At 31.7% G+C, this 24,650-nt stretch carries 22 protein-coding genes; 1 reads left to right on the forward strand and 21 read right to left on the reverse strand.

The genetic code is table 11. From position 1 onward, the window contains the following. Positions 1 to 38: 38 nt before the first annotated feature. The 14 genes from HMPREF2881_RS06520 to HMPREF2881_RS06585 form a co-directional block, all read right to left on the reverse strand. On the reverse strand, positions 39 to 1,709 hold the full coding sequence (locus tag HMPREF2881_RS06520) for a glycerol-3-phosphate dehydrogenase/oxidase (protein ID WP_002488651.1): 1,671 nt from the start codon (positions 1,707 to 1,709) through the stop codon (positions 39 to 41). A 149-nt stretch (positions 1,710 to 1,858) separates the two neighbouring features. Continuing rightward, positions 1,859 to 3,358 carry a glycerol kinase GlpK gene (gene glpK / locus HMPREF2881_RS06525; RefSeq protein ID WP_002448786.1) on the reverse strand — a complete coding sequence of 500 codons (1,500 nt, stop codon included), beginning with the start codon at positions 3,356 to 3,358 and terminating at the stop codon, positions 1,859 to 1,861. 95 nt (positions 3,359 to 3,453) lie between these two features. After that, positions 3,454 to 4,272 (reverse strand): MIP/aquaporin family protein, encoded by an 819-nt coding sequence (locus HMPREF2881_RS06530; RefSeq protein ID WP_002488678.1) that lies wholly within the window; start codon positions 4,270 to 4,272, stop codon positions 3,454 to 3,456. Between the two features lie 251 nt (positions 4,273 to 4,523). Then, positions 4,524 to 5,057, reverse strand: a complete 534-nt coding sequence (locus tag HMPREF2881_RS06535) for a glycerol-3-phosphate responsive antiterminator (protein ID WP_002488655.1) — start codon at positions 5,055 to 5,057, stop codon at positions 4,524 to 4,526. A gap of 15 nt (positions 5,058 to 5,072) precedes the next feature. Beyond that, the gene (gene mutL / locus HMPREF2881_RS06540) at positions 5,073 to 7,097 is read right to left on the reverse strand and encodes a DNA mismatch repair endonuclease MutL (RefSeq protein ID WP_070653678.1); all 2,025 of its coding nucleotides are present in this window, start codon (positions 7,095 to 7,097) and stop codon (positions 5,073 to 5,075) included. Between the two features lie 12 nt (positions 7,098 to 7,109). Then, positions 7,110 to 9,731, reverse strand: coding sequence for a DNA mismatch repair protein MutS (gene mutS / locus HMPREF2881_RS06545; RefSeq protein WP_002488687.1), 2,622 nt, complete (start codon positions 9,729 to 9,731; stop codon positions 7,110 to 7,112). 203 nt (positions 9,732 to 9,934) lie between these two features. Next, complete coding sequence (gene thiW / locus HMPREF2881_RS06550; protein WP_002448801.1) at positions 9,935 to 10,423, reverse strand: energy coupling factor transporter S component ThiW; 489 nt, start codon at positions 10,421 to 10,423, stop codon at positions 9,935 to 9,937. Positions 10,424 to 10,443: 20 nt separating this feature from the next. Further along, a complete protein-coding gene (locus HMPREF2881_RS06555; protein WP_002488673.1) occupies positions 10,444 to 10,812 on the reverse strand; it encodes a YlbF/YmcA family competence regulator in 369 nt (122 codons plus the stop codon). 1 nt (position 10,813) lies between these two features. Further along, the gene (gene miaB / locus HMPREF2881_RS06560; protein WP_002488684.1) at positions 10,814 to 12,358 is read right to left on the reverse strand and encodes a tRNA (N6-isopentenyl adenosine(37)-C2)-methylthiotransferase MiaB; all 1,545 of its coding nucleotides are present in this window, start codon (positions 12,356 to 12,358) and stop codon (positions 10,814 to 10,816) included. Positions 12,359 to 12,541: 183 nt separating this feature from the next. Then, entirely contained in the window at positions 12,542 to 12,838 is a 297-nt protein-coding gene (locus HMPREF2881_RS06565; protein ID WP_002448768.1) for a thiamine-binding protein, read from the reverse strand. 63 nt (positions 12,839 to 12,901) lie between these two features. Beyond that, on the reverse strand, positions 12,902 to 13,522 hold the full coding sequence (locus HMPREF2881_RS06570) for a poly-gamma-glutamate hydrolase family protein (protein WP_002455400.1): 621 nt from the start codon (positions 13,520 to 13,522) through the stop codon (positions 12,902 to 12,904). A 146-nt stretch (positions 13,523 to 13,668) separates the two neighbouring features. Continuing rightward, positions 13,669 to 14,535: a 2-oxoacid:ferredoxin oxidoreductase subunit beta gene (locus HMPREF2881_RS06575; RefSeq protein ID WP_002448821.1), complete on the reverse strand. Its 867-nt coding sequence runs from the start codon at positions 14,533 to 14,535 to the stop codon at positions 13,669 to 13,671. Further along, positions 14,536 to 16,296 (reverse strand): 2-oxoacid:acceptor oxidoreductase subunit alpha, encoded by a 1,761-nt coding sequence (locus tag HMPREF2881_RS06580; RefSeq protein ID WP_002455401.1) that lies wholly within the window; start codon positions 16,294 to 16,296, stop codon positions 14,536 to 14,538. A gap of 109 nt (positions 16,297 to 16,405) precedes the next feature. Then, positions 16,406 to 17,200, reverse strand: a complete 795-nt coding sequence (locus tag HMPREF2881_RS06585; protein ID WP_002448851.1) for a TIGR00282 family metallophosphoesterase — start codon at positions 17,198 to 17,200, stop codon at positions 16,406 to 16,408. Positions 17,201 to 17,353: 153 nt separating this feature from the next. Between HMPREF2881_RS06585 and HMPREF2881_RS06590 the strand changes: the two genes are divergently transcribed. Next, complete coding sequence (locus HMPREF2881_RS06590; RefSeq protein ID WP_002448781.1) at positions 17,354 to 17,569, forward strand: hypothetical protein; 216 nt, start codon at positions 17,354 to 17,356, stop codon at positions 17,567 to 17,569. A 74-nt stretch (positions 17,570 to 17,643) separates the two neighbouring features. Here the strand turns inward: HMPREF2881_RS06590 and rny are convergent, their stop codons facing one another. From rny to ymfI, 7 genes are all read right to left on the reverse strand, one after another. Then, positions 17,644 to 19,203, reverse strand: a complete 1,560-nt coding sequence (gene rny, locus HMPREF2881_RS06595) for a ribonuclease Y (protein WP_002448856.1) — start codon at positions 19,201 to 19,203, stop codon at positions 17,644 to 17,646. A 265-nt stretch (positions 19,204 to 19,468) separates the two neighbouring features. Beyond that, positions 19,469 to 20,515: a recombinase RecA gene (gene recA / locus HMPREF2881_RS06600; protein ID WP_002448773.1), complete on the reverse strand. Its 1,047-nt coding sequence runs from the start codon at positions 20,513 to 20,515 to the stop codon at positions 19,469 to 19,471. A gap of 176 nt (positions 20,516 to 20,691) precedes the next feature. Continuing rightward, entirely contained in the window at positions 20,692 to 21,831 is a 1,140-nt protein-coding gene (locus tag HMPREF2881_RS06605) for a CinA family nicotinamide mononucleotide deamidase-related protein (RefSeq protein WP_002448803.1), read from the reverse strand. Between the two features lie 133 nt (positions 21,832 to 21,964). Next, entirely contained in the window at positions 21,965 to 22,540 is a 576-nt protein-coding gene (gene pgsA, locus HMPREF2881_RS06610; RefSeq protein WP_002448865.1) for a CDP-diacylglycerol--glycerol-3-phosphate 3-phosphatidyltransferase, read from the reverse strand. Between the two features lie 32 nt (positions 22,541 to 22,572). Next, on the reverse strand, positions 22,573 to 22,965 hold the full coding sequence (locus HMPREF2881_RS06615; protein WP_002448763.1) for a helix-turn-helix domain-containing protein: 393 nt from the start codon (positions 22,963 to 22,965) through the stop codon (positions 22,573 to 22,575). Between the two features lie 20 nt (positions 22,966 to 22,985). Continuing rightward, the gene (locus HMPREF2881_RS06620) at positions 22,986 to 23,828 is read right to left on the reverse strand and encodes a DUF3388 domain-containing protein (protein WP_002448864.1); all 843 of its coding nucleotides are present in this window, start codon (positions 23,826 to 23,828) and stop codon (positions 22,986 to 22,988) included. A 117-nt stretch (positions 23,829 to 23,945) separates the two neighbouring features. Further along, complete coding sequence (gene ymfI / locus HMPREF2881_RS06625; protein WP_002488706.1) at positions 23,946 to 24,650, reverse strand: elongation factor P 5-aminopentanone reductase; 705 nt, start codon at positions 24,648 to 24,650, stop codon at positions 23,946 to 23,948.

Genomic DNA, 24,650 nt, shown 5'->3' on the forward strand with positions numbered 1-24,650 from the left:
TTTACCCAATCTCAGTTAATATACTATTTTAACTATATTTATTTTTCTGCAGGTTGATGATTACCATGTGTTGCTTCTTCAATAGCTTCATCAACTTCTTTAGAAAATTCATTTTTTTGTTCAGCAGTATAATTTAATAATTTATCTAATTCATCAATGATTGCTTGTTTATATTGTTTAACTGTATTGATGTCAAAATATAATTTACCAGTACGACGAATTAAGAAATCAGTTGGTTTATATACCATTTCGTTTTGTACACTATAAACTAATTGAACGTATAATTCTAATGGCATATTTAAATCTTTTTCATTCGTTAATTGTGCAATTGCGAATAATTTATCTACATTTGAACCGTATTTTGAAGCTAAATTATGTGCCACATCTGTGCTTAATCCAAGTGCTTTACCTTCTTGGACTTTACGATTTACGTAGTTTTCAAAGTTTTTACTACCGCCAACATCTCCACCAGAAATAGGTGTATTTTTAGTTTTGCTATCCGCAAATTTTAGACCATATTCTTGTTTTAAACGCTTAGCTAATAAATCAACAATTTCTAATGCCATGTGACGATATCCAGTTAATTTACCACCAGCAATGGTCAATAATCCTGATTTACCTTCCCAAATTTCATCTTTACGTGAAATTTCTGAAGGATCTTTTCCATCTTCTAAAATTAATGGACGCACGCCAGCCCAAGTTGATTCAATATCAGCATCCGTAACATGCACATCAGGGAACATATAATTGATTGCATCAATTAAATAGTCTCTATCTTCTTGGTTAGTTAAAGGTTTTGTTTTTTCATTATTATAGAATGTATCAGTAGTACCTACATATGCTTTACCTTCACGAGGAATAGCAAAAATCATACGACCATCTTTTTCAGTATCAAAGTAAACCGCTTGACGTAATGGGAATTTTGATTGATCGATAACTACGTGAACACCTTTTGTTAAACGTAATTGTTTATTATTACGTGTATAATCTTTCTTTCTCACTTCGTCTACCCATGGACCAGCAGCATTGATTACTTTTTTAGCGTTGATTTGATACTCTTCACCTGTAAGCATATCTTTTACTTTAATACCACTTACTTTATTTTTAGCATCGTATACGAAGTCAGTAGATTTAGTGTGATTAATGACTTCAGCGCCTTTTTCAGCAGCACGTTTCATCACTTCAATTGTTAAGCGAGCATCGTCAGTACGATATTCTACGTAGTAACCGCCACCTTTTAAACCATCTTTTTTCACAAGAGGTTCTTTATTTAAAGTCGCTTGTTTAGATAACATTTTTTTTCGTTCATAACGTTTAACGCCTGCTAAACGATCGTACATTGTTAACCCGATATTAGTTGTGAATTTACCAAATGTACCCCCTTTATGCATCGGTAATAACATCCATTCAGGAGTTGTTACGTGGGGACCATTTTCATAAACTATTGCACGTTCTTTACCTGTTTCAGCAACAACTTTGATTTGTGCTTGTTTCAAGTAACGTAAACCACCATGTACTAATTTAGTTGAGCGAGAACTTGTACCTTGCGCAAAGTCTTGCATTTCTACTAAAGCTACTTTCATACCACGTTGTGTAGCATCTAATGCAATACCTGCACCAGTAATTCCTCCACCAATAACTACAACGTCAAATTCTTTATTTCTTAAATTCTTTTTAATTAAGTTCCTATTAAAAGTAGATAATGCCATAATATACCCTCCAAAATTTATATTAAAAAAAGAGAAACCTATACACACACAGAAGCATACTGCATGATAACAGGTCTCTCAAATCTCGACTAATGTATTAACTTAACTACATCATAACATATTCTTTGTAACTAAGCCATAATTAAAAATTAATCTTCTAATTTAAAGACCTGAGTAGCCTCTACTGCTTTCTTCCAACCTTTATATAACTTAGTTCTTGTTTCTTCAGACATTTCTGGATTAAATTCTTTTTCTAATTTCCATCCATCAGCAATGTCTTTTTTATCTTCCCAAAAGTCTACAGCCAAACCTGCTAGATAAGCAGCTCCAAGTGCTGTTGTTTCTTGAACTTCCGGACGTTCAACTGATGTATCAACAATATCTGCTTGGAATTGCATTATAAAGTTATTTTTTACTGCGCCACCATCAACACGTAAATTATTTACTTCAATTCCTGAATCTTTAGACATTGCTTCCATAACATCACGTGTTTGATAACATAAAGATTCTAATGTTGCACGAATGAAATGTTCTTTTTCAGTACCACGAGTTAATCCGAAAATCGCGCCACGTGCTTCAGAATCCCAATATGGTGTACCAAGACCTACGAATGCAGGAACAAAGTAGACATTATCAGTAGAATTAACACGTGTTGCATAGTTTTCAGTTTGCGGTGCAGAATTAATAATTCTTAAACCGTCACGTAACCATTGAATTGCTGATCCAGATACGAAAATTGATCCTTCAAGGGCATAATTTACTTTACCGTCAAGACCATAAGCAATTGTAGTTAACAATCCACTTTCAGACGTTACAGGTTCTTCACCAGTATTCATTAACATGAATCCGCCAGTACCATACGTATTTTTCACATCACCACGTTCGAAACAAGCTTGACCAAATAATGCTGCTTGTTGGTCACCAGCAATACCAGCAATTGGTACTTCTTGACCAAAGAAGTGATAATCTTTAGTATGTGCATAAACTTCACTAGATTCTTTAACTTCTGGAAGTATTGCTTTAGGAATGTCTAGTAATTCTAATAATTCATCATCCCATTTAAGTTCATGAATGTTATACATTAATGTACGACTGGCATTTGAATAGTCTGTAATATGTGCTTCTCCACCAGATAGTTTCCACACTAACCAAGTATCGATAGTTCCGAATAATAAATCCCCATTTTCGGCTTTCTCTCTTGCACCTTTAACATTATCTAATATCCATCTTACTTTTGTTCCAGAAAAGTAAGGGTCTAATAATAAACCTGTTTTATTACGAAATGTTTTTTCGTGGCCTTGTTCTTTTAATTCATTACAAATATGTTGTGTTTGACGAGATTGCCAAACAATTGCATGATAAATTGGGCGACCTGTTTTCTTATCCCAAATGACCGTAGTTTCACGTTGGTTAGTAATACCAATACCTTTAATTTGTTCAGGATCAATTTCATTTTCATTTATCACTTCAGCCATTACTGCTAATACTGATGTCCAAATTTCATTAGCGTCATGCTCTACCCAACCAGATTTAGGAAAATATTGTTTAAATTCTCTTTGCGCAACGCCTTGAATTTGTCCTTCTTTATCAAATAAAATTGCTCTAGAGCTAGTTGTGCCCTGGTCTATTGACATGATGTATTGTTCCATAATTTTTCTCCTTCTTTCATTCTGACTGTATGTGTTAAGTATCCTTTGAATCACATAGTCAATATATTATATGATTTAAAACTAAAATTTTTCTTTTAATAAATCGATTCAATATCTTTATGTTTATTTGATTTATTAAGCGCTAAACCAATCAGTAATGTAACAATCAAAACTACAATGCTAACACCACTCATAAAAGTAAATTCATTTTTATAAAAAACCTGATAAATCACAGCACCTATCATACCGCCAGCAATTGGCCCTAGTACTGGTACAATAGCATACCACCAATTTGATCCGCCTTTACCAGCAATTGGTAAAATTGCATGTGCAATTCTTGGTCCTAAGTCACGAGCTGGATTAATGGCATAACCTGTAGGTCCACCTAAACTTAAACCTATTGCAATAATTAAACTACCCACAATTAATGGATTTAATCCATCTGCAATTTTATTTACCCCAATAAATAAAATCCCTAAACTTAAAATAGCTGTGCCAATAATTTCACTTAAAAAGTTAGCAAAATAATTTTTAATAGCAGGTGCAGTAGAGAATACGCCTAATTTTGCACCTTGCTCTGTAGTTGCTTTCCAATGTGGTAAATACATTAACCAAACAAGTGTAGCTCCTACAATTCCTCCTAGCATTTGACAAACAATATATCCTGGTACTTTTACCCAACTAAAACTTCCCTCAACTGCTAAAGCAATTGTCACAGCTGGGTTTAAATGAGCTCCAGAAAACTGTCCTACTGCATAAACTCCCATAGTTACAGCTAAACCCCATCCAGCGGCAATAACGATCCAATCAGATTCTTGTCCAGCGCTACGTTTTAAATTTACATTTGCACATACGCCTCCACCGAACAAAATAAGAATGGCCGTGCCTAAAAACTCTGCTAAATAAGCATTCATGTTTTAACCTCCTACAAGGCAAAGAGACTTCTACAAACTATATAATTAGGCTTGCAGAAATCTCTTCATCTCTCATTCAAATATTAACTTGTATAAATCATACAAAATAATTGTAAGCGTTGTCAATAGATTTTGTAAAAAAGTTGTCACAATTTATTTTGTAGATTAAAACAACGTACTATAATTATTTTTTTAGTAATACATAAAAAACCTGAGACCTCAATTTTTGTCTCAGGTTAAAAAGATAATTTCTACCACAATTTTCTATTACTTGTGGTTACATAGCTTGCACCACTATTAATCGCATCATTCACTTCTTTTTTTTCTTCGATTAACCCACCTGCTATAATTTTAGCACCCGTTGCTTCTCTTACATTTTCAACAATTTTATGAGCAATACCTGGTAGTACTTCAACATAATCTGGGTCCACTTTCTTTATGAGTTGTATACTACGATTGAGTGCTTGACTATCAATAATAAAAACTCTAAAAATAGTAAGTACATTTAATGATTTTGCTTTTTGAATGACTTTTGTTTTTGTTGAAACAATCCCTTTTGGTTTATAAGTTTGAATGATATATTCACATGCATATTCATCATGTGCCATTCCTTTAATTAAATCAATATGAATATATGCTTCAATGTCATGTTTTTTAAGTAACTCTATAATGCTTCTTAAATGACCTACATGCATATCTAAAAGGACACACACTTTATAATCCGTTTGAGTTAATTTCTCTAAATCTTTCATATTTCGAATTGCTGGTAGTACGTATTCTTTCATTTCTATGCATCCCTTCTACATTACTCGTTTAAATAATTTCTCTAATTCATAATTTGAAAAGTTAATAATAATTGGTCTACCATGAGGACAAGTAAATGGATCTTCCGCTTCTCTTAATTGATCAATTAAATCTGCCATTTCATTCTTTTTCAAGTAATGATTTGCTTTAATTGACTTCTTACAACTCATCATAATAGCTGCGTCTTCGCGCATTTTTTTAACGTCAATTTTTTTATGATTTAATACTAGTTCAATCATATCTTTAATAATTTCCTCTGCTTCTACTTTAGGAAACCATACTGGATAACTATTTACAATATAATCATATCCACCAAAATGTTCTAAATGAACTCCTACTTTATCAAGTTCTTCTCGATATTGATCAATAATTAATTGTTCGTCTTTTGAGAAATGAAATGTTAAAGGAATTAACAAATCTTGTACTTCATTTGATACTTCGCCTATCTTTTCTCTGAAATATTCGTATTTAATACGTTCTTGAGCAGCATGTTGATCTATCATAAACATTCCATTTTCATTTTGAGCAATAATATAGGTACCGTGTACTTGACCAACTACCTCCATATATGGCACACGTCGAGACGGTGTTGAACTTACTTTACCTTTAATATCTTGTTCTTCTTGATTTGTAACATTCTCTTGAAAGTCTTCATTTTCATCATAATTATAAATATTGGTCTCATCATGTCGAGTGTTATCGATTGAAGACTCAGCACGATTTAAACTATTTAAAATATCTTTTTGAATGTCGAAGTAATCTTTATCCATACTACGTTTATTATTATAGACACTAGAATGTTCGTTATCTTCTCTAGTGTAAGAATCATCAGAGGTATGTTCTTCATCATATTGATGACTTATTGTTGAAAAGTTATTGTTAGTCGAAACGTTGGGGTCATTTTTATTTTCTAATTGTTTTGTTTGATTTGAAATATTTTGTTGTTTTTGTTCAAAATCGATTTTTTGCTGTTCAAACGTATGCAATACTTTATTTTTTTTAGGTGTTCGATCTAAATCATTTTTAGGAATTAATATTCTATCTTTAAATGCATGTCTAATTTTTTCAATAATTAAATTATAAAGTTGTTCTTCTTTTGAAAGTCTAACTTCAAGTTTCGTTGGATGCACATTGACATCTACTAAAATTGGATCCATTTCTATATTGATATAGCAAATAGGATAACGACCTATGGTTAGAAGTGTATGATATCCTTCAGTAATAGCTTTATTTAAAGCGAAATTTTTGATATATCGACCATTAATAAAAATTGAAATATAATGTTTATTACTACGAGAATGTTCCGGTTTAGCAACAAATCCTTCTAAATGATAGTCACTCGTATCGCCAGAAATGTGAACTAAATCTTTTGCAACTTTAATACCATATATTTCAGCCATCACTTCATTTGTTCTTCCAGAGCCATTCGTTTTTAACATCGTTTTTCCATCAGATATAAGTGAAAAACGAATATTTGGATGACTCATTGCCATTCGATTAACAATATCTGTAATTTTTCCTAATTCTGTATATAAACTTTTAATATATTTTAACCGAGCTGGCGTATTATAAAATAATGATTCTACTTTAATATCTGTTCCTTTTTTGGCTTTTGCTGGTTTTTGAGATAATATTTCACCATTTTCAGCATAAATTTCGTGACCATTTTCATTATCTGTACACGTTTTAAGTGTCACTTTAGCTACAGATGAAATACTAGCCAGTGCTTCACCTCGAAACCCTAATGTTCTGATATGAAACAAATCGTCATCATCATTTATTTTACTGGTAGCATGACGATGAAAAACAAGTTGCAAATCATCTTGCTCAATTCCAGTTCCATTGTCGACTACACGAATTGAGGAAATACCTGATTGTTCTACTTCTATATTAATTTCAGTCGCCTTAGCATCAATTGCATTTTCAAGTAGTTCTTTTACTACTGAACTAGGACGTTCAACCACTTCACCTGCAGCAATTTTATTTGCTAAAGATGTTTGTAATTCTTTAATTTTACCCATGAATTAACACCTCTATCTTAACTGATTTTGTAATTCGCTTAACTTAAGTAATGCTTCAATAGGTGTCATATTTGAAATATTTAAATTTTTAATTTGTGCCTCTATTTCACTTTGTGTTTCATTCGAATTAAATAAGTCAAAACTTGTTTGTTCAAACACATCTGTTTGTTTAATAGTTGAGTGTTCTTCCTTATTAATTAAATGATCCTTATTTTCAATATCTTTAGAGTTGTCATTATACTGTTTACGATTGACATTCTCATCTGATAATCCATTTTGTTCAAACGCATTTAAAATAACTTGAGCTCTTTCAATTACTTTCTCAGGAAGATTTGCTAGTTTAGCAACTTGAATACCATAACTATCATCAACGGCACCTTCTTTAACTTTATGAAGGAAAATAAGTTCACCTTGATACTCATCTGCTGCTACATGTACATTTTTCAAACTAGATAGCTGTTGATCTAATGTTGTTAATTCATGATAATGAGTTGAAAAAAGTGTCTTAGCATGTGATGTTTCAGCTACATATTCAATCATAGCTTGCGCTAAAGATAAGCCATCATATGTTGACGTTCCTCGCCCGATTTCATCAAAGATGATTAAACTATCTGCTGTTGCGTATGTTAATGCTTTTTGTGCTTCTAGCATTTCAACCATAAAGGTACTTTTACCGGATACTAAATCATCTGCTGCACCAATTCTTGTAAAAATTTGATCAAAAATAGGTAATATTGCATTATCACATGGTACATAAGCTCCCATTTGTGCCATGATACTAATGATTGCTACTTGACGCATATAAGTTGATTTACCAGACATATTTGGGCCAGTAATCAAGTAAATAAAGTTATTTTGATCAAGATAACAATCATTTGGTACATAATCATTATAATCCATCACGCGTTCTACAACGGGATGTCTAGAATTTTCTAAGTTCAATGTCTTATCATCACTAAATTCTGGTCTAACATAGTTATATTTTTGTGCAATTTCTGCAAAACTTTGTAAACAATCAAGCTCTGATATCACTTTTGCTTGTCTTTGTAATCTTTCAGTATATGATTTAACATGCTCTCTCAATCGAATAAACAGTTGATATTCTAATTCAATTGCTTTATCTTCTGCACCTAAAATAATATCTTCTTTTTCTTTTAATTCGTCTGTAATAAATCTTTCTGCATTAGATAAAGTTTGTTTACGATGATAGCCATGCTCGCTTGGTTCGAATCCTTGAAGATTAGCACGTGTGATTTCAATAAAGTAACCAAAAACTTTATTGTAGCTAATTTTTAAAGATTTGATACCTGTTCTTTCACGTTCTTTCGCTTGAAGTTGTGCTAGCCAATCTTTTCCATTTTTAGATGCTTCTAAATACTCATCTAGTTGTTTACTGAATCCTTGTTTGAACAGTCCCCCATCTTTGACTGAAATAGGTGGTTCTTCTACTAAACTATCTTCCAAAACTTTCAGTAAATCTTCTAATGGTTCTAATGTGCTAAACTGCGTTGTTGTCACATTATCCATTTGTTCAAGAAGTGATTTAATATTTGGAATTTCAGAAATAGAATGTTTGAGTTGAATCAAATCTCGAGCATTTACATTTCCATAACTTACTCGTCCTACTAATCTTTCAATATCGTATACTTGATTAAGGTAACCTCTTAAAGTATCTCTTTCTATAAAATGATCAATAAATGATTCTACGATATCTAATCGTTGTTCAATATTATCTTTATGAATAAGTGGGCGATCAATCCACTGTTTCAAGCGTCTTGCACCCATAGGTGTTTTTGTTTCATCCATTAACCATAATAATGTTCCTTTTTTACTTTTTAAACGTATGCTTTCAGTAAGCTCTAAATTGCGTTTTGCATAATAATCCATTTTCATAAAGTCAATCGCTGCATAAGTTATCACATCTTCAATATGAGATAAATCTCTTTTTTGAGTATGATGAATATAATCTAACAATAATTGTGTTGTCAAAAACATTAAATTATTTTCTAATGTATTAACACTATATTCTATATCAGAAATTTCTTCTCTAACTGTAATCGTTTCAGTAGTAAGTGAAATTTGTTTTTTTAAATCTTCATTTATGTCTTCTCGTACTACAATTTCATTTGGGTTAATCGTAATGATTTCATTAATTAACGTGCTTTCATCTTCAAAATTGGTAGCTTTTAATTCACCAGTAGAAACATCACAATAACTTAATGCGTATCCATTTTCATTCTGAATGAAACTAAGAATATAATTATTTTGATTTTCATCCATTCCGCCTTGTTCCATCATTGTTCCAGGCGTGACTACTTTAACTACTTCTCTTTTAACCATGCCTTTAGTTTGTTTTGGATCTTCCATCTGTTCACAAATAGCAACTTTATATCCATTGTTAATGAGTGTTTCAATATAGCTATTTGCTGAGTGATACGGAACGCCACACATTGGAATTGGATTTTCTTTTTTAGCATCTCTTTTAGTTAAGGTAATTTCTAATACTCTAGATGCTTCTTTAGCATCTTCAAAGAACATTTCATAAAAATCGCCTAATCTAAAAAACAATAAGCAATCTTGATATTGAGATTTTATTTTTAAATATTGTTGCATCATAGGTGTCACATTAGCCATATTTTTTCACAACCTTACTGATATATACTTTTTTCTTCTCACATTTTAACTTGTATATTTTAACATATGTCATACTGAAGCGCTCGTTATCCAAATTAGAATATTATTCTACAACTTAAAAATAAAAGATTATCATCTCTTTACTACGCTTAATAAGCACTAAACTTATTAAGTGTATGAAATGATAATCTTAAATAAAATATTTATTTGAATTTATCTAATAATCCTCGTTTTTTTAACACTATAAGTAAGATATAACTAATCGCTGCACCAAGAAAACTTGAAACTACAAATACAAGCATTAATGGTTTGATAAAGAAATGTTGCAAACCTAATATCCAAGATAGTGGAATGCACATTAAACTACCAATGATTCCAGTTCCAATCACTTCTCCAACTGCAGCCATAAATATGTGCTTTCTATACATATAGAAGAGGCTAGCTAGAAACACACCAATCATACTACCAGGAAAGGCAAAAGCACTGCCAGTTCCAAATGTTATTCTTATTAAAGAAGAAATCAAAGCCTGTGCTAAACCATACCATGGCCCTACAAAAACCGCACATAGTACATTTACAAAATGTTGTACTGGGGCTGCTTTTACTGGACCTAAAGGTATAATAATAAAACTACTAAATACGACATTAAAAGCAATGAGTAAAGCTGTAATGGTAAGTTTTTTAGTTTTCATCTTTGAATATTCCCTTCTGTTTATGAGTCGTGATGTGCTTTTTCATTATGATTATTTAAACTTTGTTCCATAGTAGAAACTATCAATTGCAACAACTCATTTGCTTCAAATTGCGCTGACCGAAATTCTTCAACAATAGGTAATGCATTGATTTCTTTTTCAAGTTGAGAAATTTCTTCTTCAGATTTTTGATAAGCCTGATGCTTGCCATAATTTTGAAAATTTACTGACTGTTTTTGTTGCAATTTTAATTGTTTCATTTTTTGTTCAATTGATGTATTCTCATGAATTTGTTGCTCTACATTTTGATATTGTTTAATCAATTCTAGTGCCTTTATTTTGTTCGATACACTATTTGCTTGCTTTAGAATATCTTCTTTTTCATACATATTAATTAGTCACCATAACTTGATTATGAAAATGTAAAAATTCACCATTTAGTGAGTATTGTTTTGCTTCTTTAACTTTAACATCAACAAGTTGACCAATAGCTTCACGAGGTCCTTTAAAGTTAACTAATTTATTTTTTTCAGTATAACCTGCTAGAACTGTTTCATCTTTTTTACTTGTTCCTTCACATAAAACAGTAACAACTTGTCCTTCATAATTTTGCATTGCTTTTTCTGAATATTGACCAACTTTTTTATTTAAACGTTGCAAGCGATCTTTTTTCACTTCAGTTGGAACATTATCTTTCATTTTAGCAGCAGGCGTACCGTCTCTTTGTGAATACAAATACGTATAAGCATGTTCAAATTGAACTTCATCGTATAATGAAAGTGTTTCTTCAAATTGTTCTTCTGTTTCGTTAGGATATCCTACTATTATGTCAGTAGTAAGAGCGACATTAGGAATAGCTTCTTTAATTCTATCAACTAAATCCAAGTAACTTTCACGTGAATATTTACGTCCCATTATTTTTAATACAGCATTATTTCCAGATTGCACAGGTAAATGAATGTGAGGAACGATATTTCCACCTTTTGCAATCACTTCAATCATTCTATCTGTAAAATCCCAAGGATGACTCGTTGTAAAACGTACACGTGGAATGTCAATTTTAGAAATATCCTCTAATAAATCACCTAAGCCATAATCTAAATCTTTAATATCTTTTCCATATGAATTAACATTTTGTCCTAGAAGTGTAATTTCTTTATAACCTTCACGAGCGAGTTCTCGAACTTCTTCAATGATATCTTGTGGTCTACGACTGCGTTCTTTTCCTCGTGTAAAAGGTACAATACAGTATGTACAGAATTTATCACATCCATACATAATATTAACCCATGCTTTTGTACTTCCTTCACGCACTTTAGGTAGGTTTTCAATAACGTCGCCTTCTTTAGACCAAACCTCAACGACCATGGCTTTTGATAAATATGCTTCTTCTAAAATTTCAGGTAATTTATGTATGTTATGCGTTCCAAAAATCATATCCACATTTTGATATGATTTTAAAATTTTATTTACAACGGATTCTTCTTGTGACATACAACCGCATACACCAATTAACGTTTCAGGTCTATTTTTCTTTAAATGTTTTAAATTACCTATTTCACTAAATACTTTATTTTCAGCATTTTCACGAATAGCACATGTATTAATTAATATAACGTCCGCTTCATTAATATCATCAGTTGCTTGATAGTCTAAAGCTTGCAAAATTCCTGCCATTACTTCAGTATCATGTGCATTCATTTGACACCCATATGTTTTAATTAAAAATGTTCGTCCTTTTCCCATACCTTTATATTTATCTTCAATATGAAAATCTCGATTATATTGAACATCTTGTTTACCACGTTTTTTTGCTTCTTTAAGATTAGGTGGTTGATAAACATGTTCGAAATATTTACTATAGTCTTTTTCTGCTTTTTTATTACGTTCGTCTAAAATATCTATCGTACCAGCTTTTCTTTGCTCTTCGTTCACTTTACAAAAATCCTTTCTATATGCCCTAATATTATTAGTACATTATATTAAAATTAGCATTAAAGTGCAAAAAGAGGTTAAAAATTAATATATTTTATTATTAAATATTGAATAAAAAGTGGAATAGATGTCATATTGAATCTTACTCCACTTTAACTAAACGTTATTTAACTTTAAAATATGTTATGCTTCGTCATATTTACCAGTTAGAGTTTCAATAGATATACCTTCTGGCACATGATAAAACTTCACTTGGCTAATAATACTAGGACATTCTAATTCAACCATTCTTTCATTCAATTTTTGAATTAAAATTAAGCATTCACTCATATCACCTTGGACAGTCGTTTCAAGAGGACCTACTCTGTAATGTAGTCCCGACTGATCAATAATTTTAATCGCTTCATCTACATAAGGAATAACATCATCATTATTAGGTGTTTTAGGAACTATTTGTACACTCATTAACGTATCTTGCATAAATTTCACCTCTATGATTTATTTATGATTTTATTTTATCATGATTATCTTTATAAATCTGAGTTATTCTATATTTTCTATTGCAGATTTTATAGCTTTTGCAAAGTCGCACATTAATTTATCCCAATTTGACTGATTTTCTCTACTATTTCGATTTGTTTTATTATTTTTGAAAAAAGTTTTACGTAATGAGGTAGTTAACTCAATTTGTACGCCCATACCTCTAGTCGTACAATTAACAATATTATTATCCTGTTGACCTGAAATATGGCTTGGTGCTTCACTTGCTTTTATACCAATATTATTTAATTGTTCTTTGATGAGTGATTTTAGACGTTCGTCTTTCCCACCAACATAAGCAATGCTCTCGTTCCCTTCACAACCATGAATAGCAATAGCTTGGTTACTTTCAGTTACCAAATTCATTGCATCTTTATTATCATAACGTGTAGAAGTTACGTGCAACTCTTTATTTCCTTTACTACGTAAACCTTCGAAAGTAAAGTAATTATATCCGCCTTCATCAGCAATTATACTTGCTAATTCAGTTGTAGCGGGTTCAATGCCTCCACCATGAATTGCTAGTATTGAAACGCTGCTATTTCGGTTTTTAGTTATTATTTTCCAGTCTTCATTTTCAATCGTTTCTTTTTCCAATTCTTGCATTGATTTAAATTTATCCAACATTTCCACTCCTTTTATTTACTATATTATTTTCTTCCCTAATAAAAATAAATAAATGAAGTTTAACAAGATTTTTATAAATTTAAACTTAAATTAAAAGACATTCTTGAAGTCATATGATGCTTTCAAGAATGTCTTTAAAAAAATTATACAAATTGAGCAGTTAAGTCATTAAACTCTTGCTCAGAAAGATGGATATCTCTTTTAGTTAATGCACTTTCATCTAATTCTTCAATTTGTGATTCATATGAAGGTGTTGTTGTGTCTTGATATACAATACCTTTAACTAGTGATTCGTGTTCTAATACAGTTTTCATCGCTAATTGTTTATCTGTTGGATCATAATTTTCAATATCTTCAATACTAGTTAAATGTTCTTTAAACCAATCATACGTATTCACTTTATTATATGTCACACATGGAGAAAACACATTTACAAATGAAAAACCATCATGATTAATTGCATCTTCAATTAATTTTGTCAATGCTTTAATATCACTTGAAAAACCTTGTGCTACAAATGTAGCACCTGATGATAGTGCTAGTTCTAATGGCGCAACATTTTTTTCTATATTTCCTTTAGGTGTTGATTTAGTTACAAATCCAACAGCAGAAGATGGAGACGTTTGACCTTTAGTTAGGCCATAAATTTGGTTATCCATAACAATATAAGTAATATTCATATTGCGGCGTAATGCATGAATTGTATGACCCATGCCAATAGCATAACCATCACCGTCGCCACCTGAAGCAATGACTGTTAAATCTTTATTAGCCATTTTCACTCCTTGGGCAAGAGGTAATGCACGCCCATGAATACCATGTACCCCATAAGAGTTAATATAGCCTGATAAACGACCTGAACAACCTATTCCCGTAATTAATGCCACTTCTTCAGGTTCTAAACCTAAATTTGCTGCTGCTTTTTGAATTGCAGCTTGTACTGAAAAGTCTCCACATCCTGGGCACCAGTTTGGCTTCACACTGTTTCTAAAATCTTTAAATGTAGCCAATTACATCATCTCCTTCATATCTTTAGCTACTGAAAGTCCTTTTTCTTCTATTTCATGTGGTAAAAAAGGTGTACCATCATATTTAGCTTGATTAACTAATTTGTCTTGAATGGCAGTATTCATTTTTAAGATATTTGATAATTGGCCTTGATAGTTATGCTCAGCTACTATGACGCTTGAAGCTTTATCAATAGCTTGTTGAATAATATCTTTTGGTAATGGGTGAAGTTGACGAATTTGCATCGTATTAACTTTAATACCATTATTATTTAATCGTTTACTTCCTTCTTCAATTGCACCTTTACTTGAAATAAATCCGATATATAAAATATCTGCTTTCTCATGTTTCTCATCATAATCAACAGGTGTTTCAATAAGTAAGTTCGCAGTTTTACTCATACGTTTTTCCATTTGTTCACGTCTGTTATCAGCAGCTTCACTTGGCTTGCCTTCTTGATTATGTTCAACACCAGTAACATGGTGAATACCACCTTTAACACCAGGAATTGGACGTTGTGAAATTCCAGATGTTGTAAGTGCATAACGTTTAAAGTATGATTTATCATCTTCATCACGTTCAATATCTGATTGAATAAGCTCTCCACGTTTAATTTGAATTCTATTGTAATCGAGTTGTTTTACTGTTTGTTTACCTAATGACAATTGCAAATCGCTTAATACGATAACCGGACATTGATATTCTTCAGCTAAATTAAAAGCTTCCATAGTTAAATAAAAAGCATCTTCAGCATCAGTTGGTGCTACTACTATCTTAGGAATATCTCCATGTGTTCCATATATCATTTGCATTAAATCTGATTGTTCTTGTTTTGTAGGTAATCCAGTTGAAGGGCCTCCACGTTGCGTGTTAACAATAACTAGTGGTGTTTCAGTCATACCTGATAAACCAATGGCTTCCATCATTAAAGATAAACCTGGCCCTGCACTCGCAGTAAATGCTCTAACTCCTGCATAGTTCGCACCAATTGCCATATTCGCTGCAGCAATTTCATCTTCAGTTTGTACTACAGTACCTCCTACTTTTGGAACATTTGCAATCATATACTCCATAATTTCTGAAGCAGGCGTAATTGGATAAGCTGCCATAAATCTTGAACCAGCTGAAATCGCGCCTAATCCAATTGCATCGTTACCAATCATGTATAAATGTGGTGTGCCCTCACTATCTTCTAGTAAAAAATCACCATTTACTGTATCTAATTTATCCTTCATCAACTCATAACCCTGATGAAGCGCTTCTATATTCATTTCAACAACTTTTTGACCTTTTTTAGTAAACATATTTGTAATTAACGTTTCGAAAGGTGTTGTATCTAATTTCATTACTGCACAAGTTGCACCAATCGCTACCATATTTTTCATCAGTGCAGTACCTAATTCTTTAGCTGTTAATGTTAACGGTAATTCAATAAGTTGCGCACGACAATCATCTGGTTTAGAAGGTTTAGCTTTAGCATCTGCAATAATAATACTATCTTCTCTCATTTCATGATGATTTAATTCAATTGTCTCTTGATCAAATGCAACTAAAATATCTAAATCATCACTAATTGCATGAATTGGAGAAGTTGAGACTCTTATTTTATTATTTGTATGACCGCCTTTAATTCGGCTTGAGAAATGTCGATATCCATATAAATAATAACCTTTTCGATTCATTGCAGTAGCAAATAGTTCTCCTGTTGACTCAATACCTTCACCTTGTTGTCCGCCCACTTTCCATGATATTTGTGGTTTCATATCATTAGCCTCCTGTGGAATTAATTCATACTAAATCATAACAAAAATAACCACCGTCTTACTATGTCAACAGTGGCTTTTATTTAAATTCATACTAATGGACTATACGCTATTTATCAAAAGGATGATCCTCATTGATTAAAATGCGTTCTATGAGTTTGGTTCTTCCATTTTTATCTAAATCTATAATAACACCTGAAAGTACACTTCTACCATTATCAGGCACTACATGTCGTTGTGGCAAACTTGTAATAAAACGCTTAATAACTTCCTCGCGATTAATCCCTAGTATTCCATCATAATAACCAGTCATACCTACATCTGTAATATAGCCTGTACCATTGGGCAAAATACGCTCATCAGATGTTTGAATATGAGTATGTGTGCCTACAATAGCACTGACTCTTCCATCTAAATACCAACCCATTGCATTTTTTTCTGAAGTAGTTTCTGCATGAAAATCTACAAAAATATAATTAGTTTCTTTTTTAGCTTCTTCAATCAATTGATCTGCTTTTTTAAAAGGATCATCAATATCTTGCATAAATGAACGTCCTTGCAAGTTAATGATGGCAACTTTAATATCATTAACCTGAATAAAACGCATGCCAACACCTGGCGCTTCACTCGGAAAATTAGCAGGTCTTATCATTCTTTTAGCATCATCAATAAAGTCATAAATCTCTCTTTGACCATAAGTATGATTCCCCATTGTCATAAAATCCACGCCATCTCTAAGCAATTGTTTATATAATTTTTCAGTTAAACCTTTTCCATGAGCAGCATTTTCTGCATTAACAATGCTCAACGTAGGCTTATAAGCTTGCTTTAATTTAGGCAAATATTCAGCAATGGCATTTCTACCTACTTTTCCTACGATATCTCCAATAAATAAAATTCGCATTAATGTTCATCCTCTCACAATATAGTGTAATTGAAATAACTATATAATTAAAGGTAGAGTTTCATATTTTTTAAAATTACACAGTCTTAACTTTAGCATGCATACAGCATATGTTATTATAATATTATAAAAATTTAGGAGTTGTATAATTAGATGTCAATTAATATCGATCCAGAAAAATTTGCAGAACTAGTTGTAAAAGCAAACCCATCAAAATCAGAAGATGCAGAAGATATGGCTAAAGAAAGCTTAGAATTATATATTAACGCATACCGTTTAGCAGAAAGATATTCTAATATTGCTACAAATTGTTATGATACAGCTGAAATTCTTTCTGAAATCAAAAAAACAGATTTACAACTTAAATAATGAAAAAACCTGAGACATTTTAAATATGTCTCAGGTTTTTTAGTAATCAGTGAGTCCCTATTTAATTTTAAAAATTACTTCGCATACTCTACTGCTCTAGTCTCTCTAACAACTGTCACTTTAATATGTCCTGGATATTGTAATTCTTCTTCAATTTGATTTTTTATATCTCTAGCTAATCGGTAAGATTTTAAATCATCTATTTCTTCAGGAGAAACAATAACTCTAATCTCTCTACCAGCTTGAATTGCGAACGCTTTTTCAACACCTTCATAACTTTCTGAAAGAGTTTCTAAGCGTTCTAATCTACGAATATAATTTTCAAGTGTTTCTTTACGTGCTCCTGGACGTGCGGCCGATAATGCATCTGCAGCTGCTACTAGAATTGAAATAATAGATGTTGGTTCAACATCTCCATGATGTGAATGAATCGCATTAATTACAGTTTCAACTTCACCGTATTTTTTAGCTAATTCAACACCAATTTCAACATGGCTACCTTCAACTTCATGATCAATTGCTTTACCTACATCATGTAGTAATCCAGCTCTTTTTGCTAAACTAACATCCTCGCCTAATTCAGCAGCTAACATTCCAGAAAGATGTGCGACTTCCATAGAATGTTTTAAGACATTTTGGCCGTAACTTGTTCTATAGTTTAAACGACCTAAAATTTTCACTAAATCTGGATGCATATTGTGAACATTGATTTCAAATGTTGCTTGTTCACCTGCATCCCTAATGATGTCATCTACTTCTTTTCTAGCTTTGTCTACCATTTCTTCGATACGACCTGGATGAATTCTTCCATCAGAGACTAAATTCACTAATGCAGTCCTAGCGATTTCACGTCTAATAGGATCAAATCCTGATAAAATCACTGCTTCAGGAGTATCATCAATAATCAAGTCGATACCTGTTAACGTTTCTAAAGTACGAATATTTCTACCTTCTCTACCAATAATTCGACCTTTCATCTCATCATTTGGTAAATTAACTACTGAAACAGTAGATTCCGTTGTATGATCAGCAGCTAATCTTTGTACAGTAGTAGCTAACAATTCTTTTGCTGTTTTGTTAACTTTTTCTTTTGCTTCTCTTTCCTTTTCCTTAACAAGTACTGCAATATCTTGTGACAGTTCTTCTTCCACTCTATGAAGTTGTTCATTAACTGCTTCCTCTTGAGTGAGACCGGAGATGCGTTCTAATTCTTGTTCATGCTTCATTATTAACGTCTGAACACTACTCTCTTTTGCATCTACTTGTTGTTGTCTTTCTTCAATTTTGGATTCTTTTTGATCTAAAATCTCATCTTTTTTATCCAATAATTCTGATTTACGATCTAAATTTTCCTCTTTTTGAAGATTTCGGGCTTCTTGTCTTTGAAGCTCACTACGTCTTTCACGTAGCTCTGTTTCAACTTGTTCTCTAATAATTTGATTTTCTTCTTTTGCCTCTAATAATTTCTCTTTTTTGATATTATCTGCTTCTTTTTGTCCTTGTTTGATAATATCATTAGCAGTTTGTCTAGCTTGAATTTGCTTTTGATGTAATATATTTCGGGCTAAAAAATACCCTACAACAACCCCTAGAATAATCCCCAGCAAAATGAGTAGGAGGTCTAATAAATTCACATAAACACCTCCTTTTTCTAGGTATTTGCTTGTATATTAAAATCTCTATGATTTTTTATAAATTGTATAAATAATATACATATTAATTGTACGTTTAGGTACTCAGTAGTGTCAAGATATGAAATTTCACTACACCTACTTATAAAAGAAAGAGAGTGACATTGAATTCATTTCGAACTCATTATTCACTCTCACACAAAATAATTTTAATATTTTTAAATATATATTAAAAGTATATTCTATTTAAAGCATTAAAAATTCAACATTATTCTTCATCGAATAATGTTTGTGATGATTTATCTTCATTTTCTTCAACATCACCATCGAAAATGCCTAATTTTTCACGTAATTTGCGATCGATTTCATCTTTAATTTGAGGGTTTTCTTTAAGATATGTTTTAACATTTTCCTTACCTTGACCCATTCTCTCACCATTATATGAGTACCAAGCGCCAGATTTATCGACAATATCATTTTCTACACCTAAGTCAATTAATTCTCCCTCTTTTGAAATACCTTGACCATACATGATATCTACTTCAGCAATTCTAAATGGTGGTGCTACTTTATTTTTAACAACTTTAATTTTAGTTCTGTTACCTACAATGTCTTGACCTTGTTTTAATTGTTCTGCACGACGCACTTCTAAACGTACTGAACTATAGAATTTTAAGGCTCTACCACCTGGTGTAGTTTCTGGGTTACCAAACATTACTCCAACTTTTTCACGAATTTGGTTAATAAATATAGCAGTAGTATTTGATTTTGAAATTGCACCTGAAAGTTTACGTAAAGCCTGAGACATTAAACGTGCTTGAAGACCAACATGTGTATCTCCCATTTCACCTTCAATTTCAGCTTTAGGAGTCAAAGCAGCAACTGAGTCTACAACAACAATGTCAACAGCTCCACTTCTTACGAAAGCTTCTGCTATCTCTAAACCTTGCTCACCATGGTCAGGTTGAGAAAGATATAAATTATCTATATCAACACCTAATGCTTCAGCATATACTGGATCAAGTGCATGTTCAGCATCGATAAACGCAGCAACGCCTCCATTTTTTTGCACTTCGGCAATAGCATGAAGTGCTACTGTTGTTTTACCGGAACTTTCAGGACCATATATTTCAATAATTCTTCCTTTAGGATAACCACCTACACCTAGTGCATTATCTAAAGTAACTGAACCACTTGATACACTAGATACACGACGACCTTTATTATCGCCTAATTTCATTACTGCACCTTTACCAAAGGATTTTTCCATATTTTTTATAACTGTATCTAAAGCTTTTTGACGATCATTATCCAAAGCGAAACCTCCTATATGAGATAGTTATCTATTTAATATTATATATATATTATACTCTTAACTATATTCAAACACAAGCATTTTGCGAATATTTGTTCGCATAAAAAGAGAACGCTATCCGAAAAATCGAACAAATGTGCCCTGAAATTATAACTATTTTTTAATTTAAGTACATTTTAGTGCCAATTTAATAATCTTATTAATACATAATTTTGACTTCTGTTGGGCAGTATATTTCTTGATTGCGTTATCTTAAATGTAGTCATTTTAAAATCATCTTTTGTATTAATTGCTAGATAAACATTCTCTTTCTCATGTAATATTGCTATACCCATTTCAGTTTTATATAAATCTTTTACATATGATGCAGCGTCTCTTAATTGCATTTCAATACTTGAATGATGATTTAAAAATATGTCATTATCTGGTAATATTCCTTTTAATATATTTTGTTTATCAAAGCGTTTTAAACGAGTATAAATCGCTCCATCAGTTACTCCGTCATATATACTTACTGTAGAATTCATTTGTTCCATTACAGATTGTTCTAACAATGTGTCATCTGAACCATAATAAAATTGACCAATTCGTTCTAGAATTTCTTCTTTTATAGGTTGAATCAATGTTTTACATTCGCTTTGTGTAGAAGCATTTGCTGTTAATCTAATATATACTTCATGTTTCCCTGCTAACGGAGCTATCGTAGGATTCGTTTGTTTTTCAATTAAATCCATAAGTTCTGTTTCAACTTTCGATTCTCCAATTCCTGCAAATCTAAGTTGCTCTGAAAAAATAGTATTGTCATTATCTATAAGTAATGGAAGCAACTCATTTTTAGCCATAGGTTGCATTTCACTCGGAGGACCAGGTAACAGAATTACTTTTTTATCATTCATTTCAATAAACATGCCTGGAGCCATACCATAATGATTTTTTAACACTTTCGCTCCCTCTATCACAAGTGCTTGTTGTTTATTATTAGGTGTCATTTCTTGCCCTTGTTCTTTGAAAAAACCTTCAATATAATTTAATGCTTCTTCATTAGTCACTAAGTTTTTATTTAATACTTTTGCTACTGTTTGTTTAGTTAAATCGTCTTTAGTTGGACCCAATCCACCCGTGAGCACTAGTGTGTCAAATCTTTTTAGTCCTTCTCTAATAATAAATTCTAAACGATCAGGATTATCACCAATAACTGTATGTTCAACTATATTCTTTCCAATTTGATTGAAAAGTTTTGATAAATATTGGCCATTTGTATTTGCTATTTGGCCTAATAATAATTCTGAACCTACTGCTATGATAGATGTATTCATATGCCCCTCTCCCTTATTTAGTCTTAATTCATATTTTATACTTAATCTATTATATAATCTAAAAAATAACTCAAAAAAATGAGAGTCATTTTATGCGACTCTCATTACATTTCACTTTATTTGATTATACTTTTTATTGCTTAAACACATCTCTACCTTTATAGAAATATTCAATTCCTGATAATATTGTAAAGAATACGCCAATATATAATAATACTTGTCCTAATTGAAATCCAATCCAATTTGAGAATAAATCACCAAGTAAAATCCAAATAATTGCTACCATTGTAACAGCTGTTTTAATTTTACCTAATTGGCCTGCTGCACTCACAAACCCTTGTTCAATTTGAAGTAAACGTAAACCTGTAACCGCAAACTCACGAGCAATGATAATTATTGCTACAACTGAATTAGTTAGCCCTAATTGAACCATAACAATAAGAGCACTAGAAACTAATAATTTATCCGCTAATGGATCTAAAAACTTACCCATATTTGTCACAAGTTGCCATTTTCTTGCTAAATAACCATCTAAAAAATCACTTAAAGAAGCTACAATAAAAATAATAGCAGCAATAAGTTGCTCTATTCTTATGTCATAGCCACCTAATACAGATACATTTCCAAAACCAAAGTTTACTAGAGCAAATAATATAAATACTGGAATCAAAATCACTCTAAAAACTGTAATCTGGTTAGGTATATTCATTTTAATACCTCATTTCTTAATTTATATGTAAATTATATTAATAATACTGCTAACACCCATATAATTAAAGTAATAATTATAACAATACTAATCATAATCAATAATTGAATAGGTTCTTTATTTTTAGTACGATATTCGGGCACTTCGTTGTGTCGATAATGATGTAAAAGTGTATCGAGTTGATTGTGGTGATTAGGAATTTCTTCATGATGCACTTTAATGAGTTGATTTACATCCATATTAACTACACTTGCATAACGTCTAATAAATCCTTCAGCGTAATCCACTTTGGCAAGTTGATCAAATTTATTCTCTTCAATATATTTTAACGTTTCTCGCTTTAATTGTGTACGTTGTTCTAATTCTGTTAATGTCATTCCTAATCTTTCTCTTCTACCTTTTAAGGTTTCACCAATTGTTTTCACGTTTGACGCCTCCACCCTTATTACTCAAAAAAACCGAAGCCACCGCCAAACACATCTTCTCCAAAATCTAATGTGTTTTTGCTTTTAATTGCTTGTTGTTTAACTTGTTGTTTCATATGATCATATTCAATTTTTTGATTCTCATGTTCACGTAGCTCGATAATATAATCAAAATCATCGATGCTATATTGATTTGTTTCTATAAATAAATCTGGATGCTCAACTACTTTTATTGATGGTAAAGTCATCACTTCTTCCACTAACTGTTGATGTTTAGGATTTGTTTCTCTAGCAGTTACTGCACCATCAATAATATAAACATGATTAGCATCATATTCACCTTTTATAAGAGAACTACGAACTGTCTGTTTAATTAATGTTGAACTTATAAATAGCCATCGTTTATGCGCACAGACACTACCTGCAACAATCGATTCTGTTTTTCCAACACGAGGCATCCCTCTAATACCTATTAATTTATGACCATCTTCTTTAAATAACTCTGCTAAAAAGTCGACAAGTAAACCTAAATCTTCACGTTCAAAACGAAATGTTTTTTTGTCACCTGCATCTTGTTCAATATAGCGACCATGACGCACTGCTAAACGATCACGTAACTCTGGAATTCTTAACTTTGTTATTTCTATTTCTTTCAATTCATGAATAATATTTTCAAAACGTGTGACTTTTTCAAGACTATCTGTCTTAATAAGTAATCCACGACGCCCTTGATCAACACCATTTATAGTAATAATACTAATTCCTAACATACCAAGTAAACTCGATACGTCTCCTAAAAGTCCAGCTCGATTAACAATTATCTCGTATTCTAAATACCATTCCTTTTTTTTAGCGACAGTCATCTAACCACCCCTTGTTTAAATACAATTTGAAATATTCCCCTTATATAATTAAATTTATTATATCATTGATTATAAAGAACGAATCGTCAAATCTGCATTTAAAATTTAGGATACTTTTTAAATATACCAACCACCATTAACCTTTTGGACTGTTCCTGTAATACTCTTAGCATTAGGATGGCATAAATAAGCGCACACGTGTGCTACTTCTTGTGGAGCTATCATTCTTTGTTGTGGTAGTTCAGATAAGATAACTGCTTTGTCTTCATCACTGAATGCTTTAGCCATACGTCCTGAAACAAAACCAGGTGCTATAGCATTCACAGTGACATTCGTCAATGCTAGCTCTTGACTGAGGGCCTTTACAAATCCAATTTGAGCACTTTTCATTGCTGAATAAATAGTTTCCATACTTGCTCCCGTCTCGCCCCAAATTGATGAGATAACAATAATTCTACCATTTGTACTTTTTCTCAATATGTCTATGAAATATCGACAGCATCGAATTAACTGTTTAACATGAATATGATAACATTCATCTATCTCTTTATCTTTCATATCTTGTAACATCCCATATAATGATGTACCACTACTATAAATTAAACAGTCTAAATGTTTTATATGACTAAATATATCATTAAAATCAATATCATGAGTCAAATCCATTTGAATAAATTCTACGGCTTCACCTTTATACTTTTTTTCTAAGGATGAGATATCAGATTGATAATATTGAAGTATTACTTCATATCCATCTTTTAATAAACGATCTACAATCGCACTACCAATACTACCTGAACCACCAAATACTAATGCTTTCAT

This window comes from Staphylococcus sp. HMSC057A08, from assembly GCF_001812925.1.
Classification (GTDB): domain Bacteria; phylum Bacillota; class Bacilli; order Staphylococcales; family Staphylococcaceae; genus Staphylococcus; species Staphylococcus hominis.